Origin of the sequence: Demequina litoralis (genome assembly GCF_030418455.1) — a bacterium.
Lineage (GTDB): Bacteria > Actinomycetota > Actinomycetes > Actinomycetales > Demequinaceae > Demequina > Demequina litoralis.
This window is the reverse complement of record NZ_JAUHPW010000001.1, coordinates 432,000-445,462: the sequence shown is the minus strand read 5'-3', so window position 1 is coordinate 445,462 and position 13,463 is coordinate 432,000. Positions and strand designations below refer to the sequence as shown.

The 13,463-nt window shown below is 74.2% G+C and carries 11 protein-coding genes; 5 read left to right on the top strand and 6 right to left on the bottom strand.

The window, feature by feature from the left end; translation table 11 throughout:
* The first annotated feature begins 16 nt into the window (after positions 1-16).
* Together QQX09_RS02030 and QQX09_RS02025 are read left to right on the top strand one after the other, a co-directional pair.
* Complete coding sequence (locus QQX09_RS02030) at positions 17-2,203, top strand: MMPL family transporter (protein ID WP_301131025.1); 2,187 nt, start codon at positions 17-19, stop codon at positions 2,201-2,203.
* 49 nt (positions 2,204-2,252) lie between these two features.
* Entirely contained in the window at positions 2,253-3,452 is a 1,200-nt protein-coding gene (locus tag QQX09_RS02025; RefSeq protein WP_301131024.1) for a serine/threonine-protein kinase, read from the top strand.
* On the opposite strand, the gene QQX09_RS02020 is transcribed toward QQX09_RS02025, so the two are convergent.
* Genes QQX09_RS02020 through lpdA form a run of 3 tightly spaced genes read right to left on the bottom strand, consistent with a single transcriptional unit; the run spans position 3,436 to position 7,513 of the window.
* Positions 3,436-4,338 carry a TIGR01777 family oxidoreductase gene (locus QQX09_RS02020; RefSeq protein WP_301131023.1) on the bottom strand — a complete coding sequence of 301 codons (903 nt, stop codon included), beginning with the start codon at positions 4,336-4,338 and terminating at the stop codon, positions 3,436-3,438. The two genes, QQX09_RS02025 and QQX09_RS02020, sit on opposite strands and share 17 nt — an antisense overlap.
* A 19-nt stretch (positions 4,339-4,357) precedes the next feature.
* Positions 4,358-6,100, bottom strand: coding sequence for a 2-oxoglutarate dehydrogenase, E2 component, dihydrolipoamide succinyltransferase (gene sucB, locus QQX09_RS02015; protein ID WP_301131022.1), 1,743 nt, complete (start codon positions 6,098-6,100; stop codon positions 4,358-4,360).
* Positions 6,101-6,127: 27 nt separating this feature from the next.
* Complete coding sequence (gene lpdA, locus QQX09_RS02010) at positions 6,128-7,513, bottom strand: dihydrolipoyl dehydrogenase (protein WP_436969034.1); 1,386 nt, start codon at positions 7,511-7,513, stop codon at positions 6,128-6,130.
* Positions 7,514-7,626: 113 nt separating this feature from the next.
* On the opposite strand from lpdA, the gene QQX09_RS02005 reads away from it, so the two are divergent.
* Positions 7,627-7,962, top strand: coding sequence for an oxidoreductase (locus QQX09_RS02005; RefSeq protein ID WP_301131021.1), 336 nt, complete (start codon positions 7,627-7,629; stop codon positions 7,960-7,962).
* Positions 7,963-8,139: 177 nt separating this feature from the next.
* Here the strand turns inward: QQX09_RS02005 and QQX09_RS02000 are convergent, their stop codons facing one another.
* Positions 8,140-9,579, bottom strand: coding sequence for a leucyl aminopeptidase (locus QQX09_RS02000; RefSeq protein ID WP_301131020.1), 1,440 nt, complete (start codon positions 9,577-9,579; stop codon positions 8,140-8,142).
* Between the two features lie 33 nt (positions 9,580-9,612).
* On the opposite strand from QQX09_RS02000, the gene QQX09_RS01995 reads away from it, so the two are divergent.
* On the top strand, positions 9,613-10,632 hold the full coding sequence (locus QQX09_RS01995; protein ID WP_301131019.1) for a quinone-dependent dihydroorotate dehydrogenase: 1,020 nt from the start codon (positions 9,613-9,615) through the stop codon (positions 10,630-10,632).
* Here the strand turns inward: QQX09_RS01995 and QQX09_RS01990 are convergent.
* Positions 10,616-11,707 carry an SLAC1 family transporter gene (locus tag QQX09_RS01990; RefSeq protein WP_301131018.1) on the bottom strand — a complete coding sequence of 364 codons (1,092 nt, stop codon included), beginning with the start codon at positions 11,705-11,707 and terminating at the stop codon, positions 10,616-10,618. The genes QQX09_RS01995 and QQX09_RS01990 overlap by 17 nt on opposite strands.
* An 83-nt stretch (positions 11,708-11,790) precedes the next feature.
* Between QQX09_RS01990 and QQX09_RS01985 the strand changes: the two genes are divergently transcribed.
* Entirely contained in the window at positions 11,791-12,693 is a 903-nt protein-coding gene (locus tag QQX09_RS01985; protein ID WP_301131017.1) for a LysR family transcriptional regulator, read from the top strand.
* A 19-nt stretch (positions 12,694-12,712) separates the two neighbouring features.
* On the opposite strand, the gene QQX09_RS01980 is transcribed toward QQX09_RS01985, so the two are convergent.
* On the bottom strand, positions 12,713-13,372 hold the full coding sequence (locus QQX09_RS01980) for a phosphoribosyltransferase (protein ID WP_301131016.1): 660 nt from the start codon (positions 13,370-13,372) through the stop codon (positions 12,713-12,715).
* Between the last annotated feature and the right edge of the window lie 91 nt (positions 13,373-13,463).

Genomic DNA, 13,463 nt, shown 5'->3' with positions numbered 1-13,463 from the left:
GGGCATCATTCCGGATGTGAAACTTCGATCCTGGGCACGTCCCCTGCTCATCATCCTGGTCATCTTCGGTTGGCTCGCCGTCGGCGGTGCCGGCGGTCAGACGTTCGGCAAGCTCTCCGAGGTGCAGGAGAACGACTCCGCCGCGTTCCTGCCCTCCAGCGCCGAGTCGACCGAGGCGGCCGATCTCCACGCCGAGTTCGCCCCCACCGAGTCCGTCCCCGCGCTCCTCGCCGTCGAGGGAGGCGCGCAGGACGTCGCGACCGTGCAGACCTTCGTCGACGACGTCCTGTCTGTCCCGCTCGAGGGCGACCCCGAGGGCCGCACCGTCGGCGACGTCACGCTGACCGGCCCGCAGGGCCAGGGCCCGACGGCGATCCCGTCCGAGGACGGCGAGGCGATCCTCGTGTCCTTCGCGGTCGACGCCGAGGTCTTCGACGAGATGGCCGGCGAGGAGTCGATCGGCCAGCTCTACGTCGACACCCTGCGCACCGCGTGGGAGGAGGCCGAGACGGGCCTCACCGGCTACGTCACCGGCCCCGCGGGCCTGGTCGCGGACCTCGTCGAGGCCTTCGGCGGCATCGACGGCATCCTCCTGCTCGTCGCGCTCGGCGTCGTGCTGATCATCCTGCTCATCGTGTACCGCAGCCCCGTGCTGCCGTTCCTCGTGCTCGCGACGTCCATGCTCGCGCTCACCGGCGCGATCATCGCGGTCTACGCGCTCGCCAACGCGGACGTCATCACGCTCAACGGCCAGAGCCAGGGCATCATGTTCATCCTCGTCGTGGGCGCCACCACCGACTACGCGCTGCTGCTGGTCGCCCGCTACCGCGAGGAGCTGCTGCGGATCCGCTCGCCGTACGCCGCGCTCGCCAAGGCCTGGCGACGCTCGCTCGAGCCCATCGCCGCATCGGCCGGCACCGTCGTGCTCGGCCTGCTCGTGCTGCTGCTGAGCGACCTCAAGTCCAACGCCGCGCTCGGCCCGGCCGGCGCGATCGGCATCGCCGCATCGTTCCTCGCGGCCCTCACGCTGCTGCCCGCGCTGCTGCTCATCGGCGGCAAGCACGCCCGCGGCGTGTTCTGGCCCGCCATGCCCCGCTACCGCGGCGACGACGCCCACGAGGCCGAGGAGACCGTCGAGGCCGTCGAGGCCCGCGCCGGCATCTGGGGCCGCGTGTCCCGCTTCGTCGACTCCCGTCCCCGCGCGGTGTGGGCGGCGGCGGCCCTCGGCCTCGTCGTGCTCGCGGCCTTCGTCCCGACCTTCAAGTCGGGCGGCCTGGGCGAGCGCGACATCTTCACCGCAGAGACCGAGTCCGTCACCGGCTTCGAGTTCCTCGAGCAGCACTTCGACGCGGGCGCCACGTCGCCCATCCGCGTGATCGCCGCCGAGGGCGCGGCGCAGGACGTCCTCGACGCCGTCTCCGGCGTCGAGGGCATCACCGAGGCGTACCTGCTCACCCCCGCGGTCGCGGCGGGTGCGCCGGCGGGCGCGGTGCCCGAGGACCCGATCGTGGTCGACGGCCTCGTCGAGATCAACGGCGTCACGCAGGTGTCGGCGTCGTCCGCCGAGGCGCTCGACATCGTCGCCGACGTCCGCGAGGCCGTCCACGCGGTCGACGCCGAGGCGCTCGTGGGCGGCCAGGCTGCCGAGTCCCTCGACACGCGCCTGACGTCCGAGCGCGACCTCAAGATCATCCTCCCGACGATCCTCGCGGTGATCCTCGTGGTGCTCATGCTGCTGCTGCGCTCGATCCTCGCGCCGGTGCTCATCATCGTCGCGAACGTGCTGAGCTTCGCCGCGACCATGGGCCTGTCCGCGCTCGTGTTCAACCACGTGCTCGGCTTCCCGGGCACCGACCCGTCGGTGCCGCTGCTCGGCTTCGTGTTCCTCGTCGCGCTGGGCGTCGACTACTCGATCTTCCTCATGTCGAGGGCGCGCGAGGAGTCGCTCCAGCATGGTGCGCGCGAGGGCGTCCGCCGCGCGCTCGCCGTCACCGGCGGGGTCATCACGTCGGCGGGCATCGTCCTCGCGGCCACGTTCGCCGCGCTGGGCGTCATCCCGCTGATCTTCCTCGCACAGATCGCGTTCATCGTCGCGGCCGGCGTGCTCATCGACACCTTCGTCGTGCGCTCGCTCCTCGTGCCCGGCCTCATCGGCGACATCGGCCGCCGCGCCTGGTGGCCGGCGAAGAAGATCGCCGACTGACCCTGTGGAGAACGCACCCCTCCGCCCTCGCTGATGCGACGGTGGAGGGGTGCGACGCATCACCCCTCTGCAGCTCGACCGGGTCACCCGGGCGGTCGGGCGCGGGGACGCGGACGAGCGCGCCGCCCGCGCCCGCGTCGCGGCGCTGAGCACGATCGAGCACCCCGGGGTGTGCGTGCCGCTCGACGTGGTCCGGGAGGACGATGCGGTGGTGGTCTGCTCGCCGCGCGTCGCCGGGACGCCCCTCGCCGAGGCGGGCCGGACCGCGGACCTCGGCGCGTGGGTATGGCTGGTGGCGGGGCTCGCCGAGGCGCTGGCCGCGCTGCACGCACGCGGTCTCGCGCATGGCGACGTCGCCCCCGGCAACGTGGTCGTGGGCACGCGTCCCGTGCTCGTCGACCTCGTCGGCCCGGCGCTCGGCCGCGAGCGGGGCACGCCGGGCTTCGCCGCGCCCGAGCGCGCCGCCGGAGGTGCTCCGTCCGCCCCGGGCGACGTCCACGCGCTCGGCGCCGTGGCGCTCGCCGCTGCCGGTCCGGAGCTCCGCACCGAGGCCGAGGCGTGGATGGCGCCGCTGCTCGACCCCGATCCCGACGTGCGGCCGTCCGCAGGTGCGGTGGGCCGCGGCATCCTCGGCTGCGCGGCGCCCGTGCGGTGGCGTCCAGCAGCGGCGACGGACGGTTCGGCGGTCGCGCCCGCAGCGCGCACGGTGACGGACCCGCGGGCGTGGCACTGGCGGCTGCGGCGGCGACCGCTGCGGCTGGTGGCCGTCGCGGCCCTCGCTGTCGGTGCCGCGGGGTGGGCGGTGTGGGGTCCGCCGCTGGGGGAGCCGACCTCCTCCGCGGGCGCGGAACGCGCCGTCCCCGCCGCCGCATCGTCCCTCCCGGATCCCGGGGCCGCGGCGCGCGCGCTGACGGGGGAGCGGGTGGACGCGGTCGCGGCGGGCGACGGCGAGGCGCTCGTGGCGCTCACGGTGCCGGGGTCCGCCGCGTGGGCGACCGCCGCGCGCGAGGCCCGGCTGCTCGAGGACGTCGAGCTGCGGGGGCTGACGGTCGGCGTCGGTCCCGCCACCATCGTGGAGACGGGCGGCGGGACCGCGGTGGTGGAGGTGGCCTACGGGCTCTCGGCGCACGTCCGTGCGGGGCCCGGCGGTGCTCGGACCGAGGTCCCGGCCGAGCGTCAGGAGGTCCGGCTCGCGCTCGAGTGGTCCGGGGAGCGGTGGCGCGTGGTCGAGGTCAGCGCCGCGCCATGACCCAGCGGGCGGCGTCCTCGATGGTGGGGTGGTGCCATTCGAAGCCCAGGCGGCCGAGCACGCCCGCGGTGCCGCGGGTGGAGGACAGCAGGTCCTCGATCGCGCGGCCCACCGCGGCCTCGAGCACGAAGGCGGGCACGTGGAAGCCGGGGCGCCGGCCCGCGGCCTCGGACAGCGCGCGGATGAGGGCGGCGTCGCGGGCGGGGTGCGGCGCGATGGCGTTGACCGCGCCGTCGTGGTCGGAGCCGATGAGGAAGCGCAGGGCGCGGATGTGGTCCTCGAGCGTGATCCACGAGTGCCACGCGTCGCCCTTGCCGAGGGTGCCGAGCAGGCCCTTGGTGACGAGCGGCAGCAGGCGCTCCGCGAAGCCGCCGTGCGCCGCGAGCACCAGGCCGGTGCGGACGGTGACGGTGCGGATGCCCGCGTCGCGCGCGGGCTGGGCGGCGGCCTCCCAGTCGGCCACGATGCCCGACAGCACGGTGTGCCCCGGCTCGGACCGCTCGGAGAGGACCTCCTCGCCGCGCGACCCGTAGTAGCCCATCGACGAGCCCTGGAGCAGGACGCCGCGGAAGCCGGCGCCCGCATCGTCGCCCAGGAGGGCGTCGACGAGGGTGCGGGTCGAGTCGACGCGGGAGCCGCGGACCACCTCGACGTAGGAGTCGGTGAGGCGCTTGTCGCCGATCGACGCGCCCGCGAGGTTGACCACCGCGTCCGCGGAGCGGACCAGGTCAGCGTCGACGGTCCCGGCGGCAGGGTCCCAGCGCGACTCGTGGGGACCCGTGGGGGAACGCCGCACGAGGGCGACCACATCGTGGCCGCCCTCGCGCAGGTCCTTCGTGAGCGCCGTGCCGATGAGCCCCGAGGAGCCCGAGATCACGACGCGCATGTGCAGTTGTCCTCGTGCCCTACAGGCCGAGCTCGGACTCGAACTCGCCGGCCTCGACGATCCGCTTCACGGTCTGCAGGAAGCGGGCCGCGTCCGCGCCGTCCACGATGCGGTGGTCGTACGAGAGCGGGAGGTAGGCCATCGGACGGACCGAGATGACGTCCTCGCCGTCGGGGCCCTTGACCACGACCGGCTTCTTGACGATCGCGCAGGTCGCGAGGATGCCGACCTGGGGCGCCGGGACGATCGGGGTGTCGAACAGCGTGCCGCCCGAGCCCGTGTTGGTCACCGAGAAGGTGCCGCCCGAGATCTCGTCGGAGCTGAGGCCGCCCTCGCGCGCCTTGGTGGCGAGGTCGACGATGCCCTTGGCGTGGTCGACGATGGTCTTCGCGTCCGCGTCCTTGAGCGTCGGCAGCATGAGGCCCTTGGGGGTGTCCACCGCGAGCGACAGGTTGACCGACGGGTGGTAGACGATGCTGTCGCCCACCACGGACGCGTTGAGGAACGCGTGCTCCTGCAGCGCGATCGCGACCGCACGGGTGAAGAACGGCAGGAACGTGAGGTTCACGCCGTGCTTCTCCGAGAACGCCGCCTTGTTCTTGGCCCGCAGCGCCCAGATCTTGGTGCAGTCGACCTCGACGACGGAGGTGAGCTGCGCCATGCCGTGCAGCGACTCCATCATCTTGTCGGCCGTGATCTTGCGGATGCGGGTCATCTTGACCGTCTGGCCGCGCAGCTCCGAGACCTCGACCTCGTTGGCCGAGGGCTTCGCCGCCGCGGGCGCCGCAGCCGCAGCCGGAGCGGCCGGGGCGGCCGGGGCGGCCGGGGCCGCCGCGAGGACGTCCTCCTTGCGGACGCGGCCGCCCACGCCGGTGCCGGTGAGGGAGCCGAGGTCGACGCCCTTCTCCGCGGCGAGCTTGCGGACGATCGGGGTGACGTAGCCCGAGCCGGACGATGCGGCGGCCGCGGGAGCAGCCGGCGCCGCGGGAGCGGCGGGAGCGGCGGGAGCCGCAGGCGCGGCAGCGGCGGCGGGGGCCGGAGGTGCGGGGGGAGCCGGCGGCGCGACAGGCGCGGGGGCCGGGGCGGCAGGTGCCGGGGCCGGAGCCGCGGGGGCCTCGGCCGCGGGAGCGGCCGCCGGGGCGGGGGCGGAGCCGGGCTCGCCGATGCGGCCCAGGACCGCGCCGACCTCGGCCTCCTCGTCCTCGCCCACGAGGATCTCGGTGAGGACGCCGGCGAACGGCGACGGGATCTCGGTGTCGACCTTGTCGGTCGAGACCTCGAGCAGGGGCTCGTCGGCCTCGACGGACTCGCCCACGGCCTTGAGCCAGCGGGTGACGGTGCCCTCGGTCACCGACTCGCCCAGCGCGGGCAGGGTGACGTCGCGGCCGCCGCCGGCGGGAGCGGCCACGGGGGCAGGAGCCGGGGCCTCGGCCGCGGGCGCGGGCGCCTCGGCCGGGGCGGGGGCGGGGGCGGGCTGCTCGGGAGCGGCGGCCTCGGGGGCCGGTGCGACGGCAGGGGCCTCGCCGGCCTCGCCGATGCGGGCCAGCACCGCGCCGACCTCGGCCTCCTCGTCCTCCTGGATGAGGATCTCGAGGAGCGTGCCCGCGAAGGGCGACGGGATCTCGGTGTCGACCTTGTCGGTCGAGACCTCGAGCAGGGGCTCGTCGGCGGCGACCGTGTCGCCGACGGACTTGAGCCAGCGGGTGACGGTGCCCTCGGTGACGGACTCGCCGAGGGCGGGAAGGGTGACGTCGTTGCTCATGGGTTCTTCTTCCTCAGTCGTGTCGTATCAGTCGTGGGCGTGCAGCGGCTTGCCGGCGAGCGCGAGGTGCGCCTCGCCGAGGGCCTCGTTCTGCGTGGGGTGCGCGTGGATGAGCGGCGCGACGTCCTCAGGGTGGGCGTCCCAGCTGACGATGAGCTGCGCCTCGCCGATCTGCTCGCCGACACGGGCGCCGAGCATGTGCACGCCGACCACGGGGCCGTCGACCACACGGACCAGCTTGATGAAGCCGGTGGTGCCGAGGATCTGGCTCTTGCCGTTGCCGCCGAGGTTGTACTCGAGCGCCTTCACCTTGTCCGCGCCGTACTTCTCGACCGCCTGCTTCTCCGTGAGGCCCACCGAGCCGAGCTCGGGCTCGCAGTACGTGACGCGGGGGATGTTCGACTCGACGATCGCCTGCGGCGCGAGGCCCGCGATCTCCTCGGCGACGAAGATGCCCTGCTGGAAGCCGCGGTGCGCGAGCTGGAGGCCGGGGACGATGTCGCCGACCGCGTAGATGTTGGCGACGCCGGTGTGGAGGCGCTCGTCGGTGAGCACGAAGCCGCGGTCGACGCGGATGCCCTGCTCCTCGTAGCCCAGGTCGGCCGTGCGGGGGCCGCGGCCCACGGCCACGAGGAGGACGTCGGCCTCGAGGACCGTGCCGTCCTCGAGCGTGACCTTGACGCCCGCATCGGACTGCTCGACGCCCTGGAAGCGGACGCCGACCTTGAAGTTGATGCCGCGCTTGCGGAACGCGCGCTCGAGGCCCTTGGACAGCGCCTCGTCCTCGTTCGGGGCGAGGTGGGGGAGCGCCTCGACGATGGTGACGTCCGAGCCGAACGACTTCCAGACGGAAGCGAACTCGACGCCGATGACGCCGCCGCCGAGGACGATCGCGCTCTGCGGGACCCACTCCATCTGGAGCGCCTGGTCCGAGGTGATGACGCGGCCGCCGATCTCGAGGCCGGGCAGCGAGCGGGCGTAGGAGCCGGTGCCCAGGATGATGTTCGTGCCGGTGTAGCGCTCGCCGTTCACCTCGATGGTGTCGGGGCCCACGAGGCGGCCGTGGCCCTCGATGACCGTCACCTTGCGGGACTTCACGAGGCCCTGGAGGCCGCGGTAGAGGCGGTCGATGACGCCCTGCTTGTAGGAGTTCACCTTGAGCATGTCGATGCCGTGCAGCGAGCTGTTGACGCCGTACTTCTCGCCCTCGCGGGCGTTGTCGGCGAGCTCCGCCGCGTGCAGCAGCGCCTTCGTCGGGATGCAGCCGTTATGGAGGCACGTACCGCCCACCTTCGACTCCTCGACCAGGCCGACCGTGAGGCCGAGCTGGGAGGCGCGCAGGGCAGCGGCGTAGCCGCCCGACCCGCCGCCGAGGATGAGGACATCAAACGAGCGTGGGGTGGACTCGGACACTATGGGATCTCCTTGTAAGGGATGTCAGTACGGCCCATCTTGCCACGCGGCGGGTGACGCGCGAACCGCATGGCGCGCCCGCCGCGCGCACACCCCGTGACTACGCTGGGGGCATGGGTCTGTTCTCCAGGAAGTCGCGGTCCGCGCGCGGATCGGCGCCGCAGGGCGCCGGCAAGGACGCCAAGGCCGAGACCATCGCGCACCTGCGGTCCTTCGTCGACGCGCACACCGGCTGCGAGGCGTTCATCGAGCCGCCGACGCGCGTCACGCAGACCACCATGGTGATCGTCGCCGACACGGGGGAGTGGACGCGGCGCCGGGTGCCGGACGAGGCCACCGCGCGCAAGCTCGCGCAGCAGTTCTCCGTCCCCGCCTTCGACGTCAACCTGTCGGGCTACCCCTCGCGCATGCGCGAATGGAACGAGAAGCAGCGCAAGAACCTCGGCTGACCCCGATTCCCAATGACAAGGGTGACAGGTGGGACGGGGACGGACCGGGTGACTCGGGCCTTCTCGCAAACCGATGTTCACACCGAGCACACGTGTCACCTGTGTCATTGGGAATCGCGACGAAGGCCCGGCCCCGCCTCTCGGCGGAACCGGGCCTGAGCCGTCTCTACGGGAGCGTCACGCCTGGGCGCGCGCCTCCAGGAAGCGGAACAGCGTGCGCAGCGAGTGGCCGGTCGAGCCGGCGACGTTCTCCGCCCACGGCTTGCCCTCGTTGTACGACGGGCGCGCGATGTCGAGGTGCGCCCACGGGGTGTCGCCCACGAACTCGCGCAGGAAGATGCCCGCCGACAGCATGCCGCCGCCCTGCGGGTCGCCGATGTTCTGCAGGTCCGCGATCTTCGAGTCGATCGACTCGCGCAGGTGCTCCGGCAGGGGCATCGCCCACATCGCCTCGTCGACCTCGTTCGCCGCGGCGACGACCTCGTCGCGGATCTCCGCGGTGCCCATGACACCGGACGTGCGGGTGCCGAGCGCCACGCCCTGCGCGCCGGTGAGGGTCGCGACGTCGAGGAGCACGTCGGGGTTCTCCTCGCGGGCCTTCACCAGGCCGTCGGCCATGACGAGGCGGCCCTCGGCGTCGGTGTTGAGGACCTCGACGGTCTGGCCGCCGTAGATGCGGATGACGTCGGAGGGGCGCTGCGCGGTGCCCGACGGCATGTTCTCCGCGATGCAGAGCCAGCCGGTGACGGCGATCGGGAGCTCGGCGCGGGCCGCGGCGACCACCGCGTGCAGGACGGTGGCGGCACCGGTCATGTCGGACTTCATGGTCTCCATCGACTTCGACGGCTTGAGCGAGATGCCGCCGGTGTCGAACGTGATGCCCTTGCCCACGAGCGCGACCTTCTGCGACGCGCCCTCGGGCGCGTAGGCGACGCGGACGAGGCGCGGGAGGCGGGCCGAGCCCATGCCGACGGCGAGGATGCCGCCGAAGCCCTCGTTGGCGAGGCGCTGCGCGTCCCACACGTCGACGTCGACGCCGGCCTCGGCGCCCATCTGCTGCGCGATCTCCGCGAACGAGCCGGGGAAGAGGTCGAGCGGCGGCGTGTTGACGAGGTCGCGGATGCCCGCGGCCGCGGCGATGAGGATGTTCGCGCGCGCGATGGCCTCGTCGGAGGCGCCGGCGATCACCCACTCGGTGTCGGTGGCGGCGTTCTCATCGGACTTGTAGTCGGTGAAGGAGTAGGCGCCGAGCACGGCGCCCTGCGCGACGGCGATCGCGGCGTCGCCCTCGGCGGGCAGCGCGACGACGACCTTCGACGGCTTCTTGCCGACCTGGCGCGAGGCCTCGCCGGCGGCGGCGCGGAGGTCCGCCTCCGAGCCGGAGCCGATGCCGACGACGACGACGCGGCGGGCCTCGGTGCCGGCGCCCGGCACGACGGTGACCTTGCCGGCCTTCGACGAGGCGTCGAGGAGCGACGCGCCGGCGGCGATGGTCTCGCGGGCCTCGTCGGAGAGCAGGGGGTGGGCTGCGACGGTGTCGTCCGCGGTCCAGCCGACGATGATGGCGTCGGCCTCGACGGACGCGACCTGGTCCTGGGTGGTGGTGAGTGAGGTCATGGCGTCGAGCCTAGCCCCGGTACCTTGGGACGCGTGTACGCCGCCTTCTACCGCCACGTCCTGTCCCGCACCGACGCCGAGTGGGCCCACCGCTTCGGCGTGACGGCCATCGGTCGCGGCGCCTGGGCCTTCCGCACGATGCGTGCGCTGGGACTCGTCGCGGCGCCGGATCCGCGCGGGTCGGTCGAGGCGCTCGGCCTCACGTTCCCCGCCCCGGTCGGCCTTGCGGCGGGCATGGACAAGGACGCCGAGGCGGTCGCCGGGCTGGCCGCGGCGGGCTTCGGCTTCGTCGAGGTGGGCACCGTCACCCCGAAGGGGCAGCCGGGCAACGAGAAGCCGCGCTCGTGGCGCGAGAAGGACCTCGCCGGGCTGCGCAACCGCATGGGCTTCAACAACGCCGGTGCGGACGCGATGGCGGAGCGCCTCGCGAGCCTGCGCGCGACGAGGGCGGGCCGCCGCATCGTCCTCGGGGTGAACCTCGGCAAGAACAAGGTGACGCCCGCCGAGGGCGCGCCCGACGACTACGCGTACTCGGCCCGGCTGCTCGCGCCGTACGCGGACTACCTCGTGGTCAACGTGTCCTCGCCCAACACCCCGGGCCTGCGCGACCTGCAGTCCGTCGACACGCTGCGCCCGATCCTCGCCGCCACCCGTGCCGCCGCCGACGAGGCCGTCGCCGACCGCCGCGTGCCGCTGCTCGTCAAGATCGCCCCCGACCTCGCGGACGAGGACGTCGACGCGGTCGCGGACCTCGCTCTCGAGCTGGATCTCGACGGGATCGTCGCGTCGAACACCACGATCGCGCACGACCGCGGGCCTGGCGGCCTCTCCGGCCCGGTGCTGCTGCCGCGCCTGCGCGAGGTGGTCGCACGGCTGCGCGACCGCGTGGGGCCCGACATGTGCCTCATCGGGGTGGGCGGCATCTCCTCGGAGGAGGACGCCCGCGCGGTCCTCGACGCCGGCGCGACGCTGCTGCAGGTCTACACGGCCTTCGTGTACCAGGGCCCGTGGTGGGTCGCGCGTCTCAACCGGGCGCTCACCTCCCGGCCGTAGCCCGCGCCGGTCCGGCTCGGACGTCGGATACCGCACGCTGCGGACGCACCGCGCGCACCGTGCCCGCCGCGGCCACGCCCCATCCGGCGAGCAGCAGCGCGAACAGCGCCGCGGCCAGCACGTCGAGGGCGACCGCGCCGGTGTGGGCGGCGAGGGACGATGCGCCGGTCACCATGGTGCCGACAGGGAACGTGAACGCCCAGAACGCGAGCGAGAACGGCAGGCCCTCTCGGGCCGTCATCGCGGTGACCGCTCCCGCGATGGCGAGCCACAGCAGCGCGAAGCCCATGACCGGCACCCCGACGAGCAGCGCGGCCACGATGAGCGCCCGGTCGCTCACGCCGAGTGCGGGGCCGGCGTGGTCGGCGAGCAGCCCGACCGCGGTGACGGACTGCCCGAGCGGACCGAGCACGATCCAGAGCGTGGGCACCGCGACGGCGGCGCCGCGCTGGTGGTGGGCGAGGCGCGACCACACCTGGGTGATGAGGACGAGAGCGGCGAGGCCGGACGCCCCGACCATCGCGTAGCAGGCCAGCGCCATCGTCTGCGCGGCGGCGCCGTCGAGGTGCGGAAGGAGCAGCGCGCCCGTCGCCGCCGAGACCATCGGCGGCACCACCGGCATGAGCCACGCGCCGGACGCGGCGTCGACCCCGACGCGGTGGCGGGTGAACGCGAGCGCGGGCACCCCGACCGCCGTCGCGAGCCCCAGCGCGGTGCCCGCGGCCCACAGCGCGCCGTCGACCACGACGGTCGCGTGGCCCAGCAGGGGCTGCGCGACCAGGAGCGTCGCCGCGCCGTACGCGAGCAGGGCCATCGCTGGGGCGCCGTAGAAGGGGGCGACGGCGGGGTCGTCCAGGTAGGCCCGCAGCGCGCCGCGGTCGGCGCGCAGGTGCGCGGCCGTCGCGACGACCGCGGCGACCAGCGCCAGCCCCGCGAGCGTCCAGAACGCCCACGCGAGCGCGTCGAGCCCGGGCAGCCGCACGGGAAGGGAGTGTGCGGCGGTCGCGACGATCGACGTGCCCATGACGACGGCGAACCAGTTCGGCGGGACGGGGACGATGCGCGAGCGGGCCATGGCTCCATGCTTCCAAGCCGCGATGAGGTCCGGTACTGCAAGAATGTACCCTATCCACAAGCAGAGGTTGTGACGGAGGGCGGATGGCGGGCACGTCGGTGGAGGAGCTCAGGATGCTCGTCGCGGTCGAGGCGCACGGCAGCCTCACGGCGGCGGCGCAGGCGCTGGGCGTGACCCAGCAGGCCGTGTCCCAGCGGATGCGCGCCCTCGAGCGCCGCTGGGGGCTGGCGCTCTTCTCACGCAGCGCGCGGGGCACCACCCTCACCGACCAGGGCGTGATGGTGGCCGGCTGGGCCGGGCCGGTGCTCGGCCAGGTCGACGGCTTCGAGCGGGCGGTCGCGGCGCTGCGCACGGACAGCGCCGCGCACGTGCGCATCGGGGCGAGCCTTACCGTGGCCGAGCACCTGCTGCCGGGCTGGCTCGTCGCCTACGCGGCGGAGTCGGACGCCGCCCAGGTGGAGCTCACCGCCGTCAACAGCGCCACCGTGGTCGAGCGGGTGCGCTCCGGCGCGGACGACCTGGGCTTCGTCGAGACGCCGGACCCGCCCGCGCGGCTCGCGACGCTCGTGGTCGCGCACGACGAGGTGGTCATCGTGGTCGCGCCCGGCCACCCGTGGTCGCGACGGACGTCGCTGTCTCCCGCCGAGGTGGCCCGCACGCCGCTGCTGAGCCGCGAGCCCGGCTCGGGCACCCGGCTCACCCTCGAGCGGGCGCTGGAGGCCGCGCTCGGGCCGGGCACGGTCGTCGCGCCCGCCGCGGAACTGTCGACCACCGCATCGATCCGCGCCACCGTGCTGGCGGGCGGGGGAGTCGCGGCGCTGAGCGAGCGCGCGGTGCGGGACGACGTCGCCGCCGGGCGGCTCGTCCGGGTGCGCGTCGACGGTCCGTCGCTGTCGCGACCGCTGGCCGCGGTGTGGGACCCGCGCCGCCGGCTGTCGCCCGCGGCCGCGAGGGTCCTCGACATCGCCGCCGGCCCCGCGCGGTGAGGAGCGCGGGCCGACGCGCCTACTCGGCCGCGGCCTCGCCGAGGATGCGCAGCACCTCGCGCTCGGGCGTCTGCGAGAAGTTGAGGTAGAACTGGCCGACCGCGAGCAGCCGGTCGGGGATGAGCGCGGCGAGGGCGAGGTCCGCCGAGCCGTCGTCCATGAGCGCGTGGAGCGACTCGGGTGCGGCGACGCCCGCGGCGACGATCACGCGTGCCGCCCCGCCCGCACGGGCGACCCGCGCCGCCGCACGCGCGCTGACGCCGGTGGCGATGCCGTCGTCGACGACGATCGCGGTGCGACCCGCCAGGGGCACGCTGGGCCGCACGGCACGGTAGGTCGCGAGGCGCCGCTCCAGCTCGTCCCGCTCCCGTGCCTCGATCCGTGCGACCTCGTCGTCCGAGATCTGCAGGATCGCCATGGCCTGCTCGTCGAGCACCGTGATGCCGGCCTCGCCGACCGCGCCGAAGCCGTACTCCGGGTTGGCGGGCGCGCCCAGCTTGCGCACCACCACGACGTCGAGCGGCAGCCCCAGGCCCCGCGCGATCGCGGCGCCGATCGGCACCCCGCCGCGGGGCAGCCCCAGCACGACGGCGCCGGTCGCGTCGCCCTGCACCACGAGCGGCGACAGCAGCCACGTGAGCCGAGCGCCCGCATCGTCGCGATCCCGCAGGACGTCCATGCCTCCAGTGTGCGCCCGGGAACACATCCGCGACGACGCGCGTTCACCCCCAGTACGCACCTGCCAGGCGTACAGCATTGTTTTCTCCTTT

What these genes read in the sequence shown, in the direction of transcription:
- QQX09_RS01980 (WP_301131016.1), bottom strand. Translation starts at nt 13,372, where the DNA reads ATGGACGTCCTGCGGGATCGCGACGATGCGGGCGCTCGGCTCACGTGG.
- QQX09_RS02005 (WP_301131021.1), top strand. Translation starts at nt 7,627, where the DNA reads ATGGGTCTGTTCTCCAGGAAGTCGCGGTCCGCGCGCGGATCGGCGCCG.
- QQX09_RS02000 (WP_301131020.1), bottom strand. Translation starts at nt 9,579, where the DNA reads ATGACCTCACTCACCACCACCCAGGACCAGGTCGCGTCCGTCGAGGCC.
- QQX09_RS02020 (WP_301131023.1), bottom strand. Translation starts at nt 4,338, where the DNA reads ATGCGCGTCGTGATCTCGGGCTCCTCGGGGCTCATCGGCACGGCGCTC.
- QQX09_RS01985 (WP_301131017.1), top strand. Translation starts at nt 11,791, where the DNA reads ATGGCGGGCACGTCGGTGGAGGAGCTCAGGATGCTCGTCGCGGTCGAG.
- QQX09_RS01990 (WP_301131018.1), bottom strand. Translation starts at nt 11,707, where the DNA reads ATGGCCCGCTCGCGCATCGTCCCCGTCCCGCCGAACTGGTTCGCCGTC.
- sucB (WP_301131022.1), bottom strand. Translation starts at nt 6,100, where the DNA reads ATGAGCAACGACGTCACCCTTCCCGCCCTCGGCGAGTCCGTCACCGAG.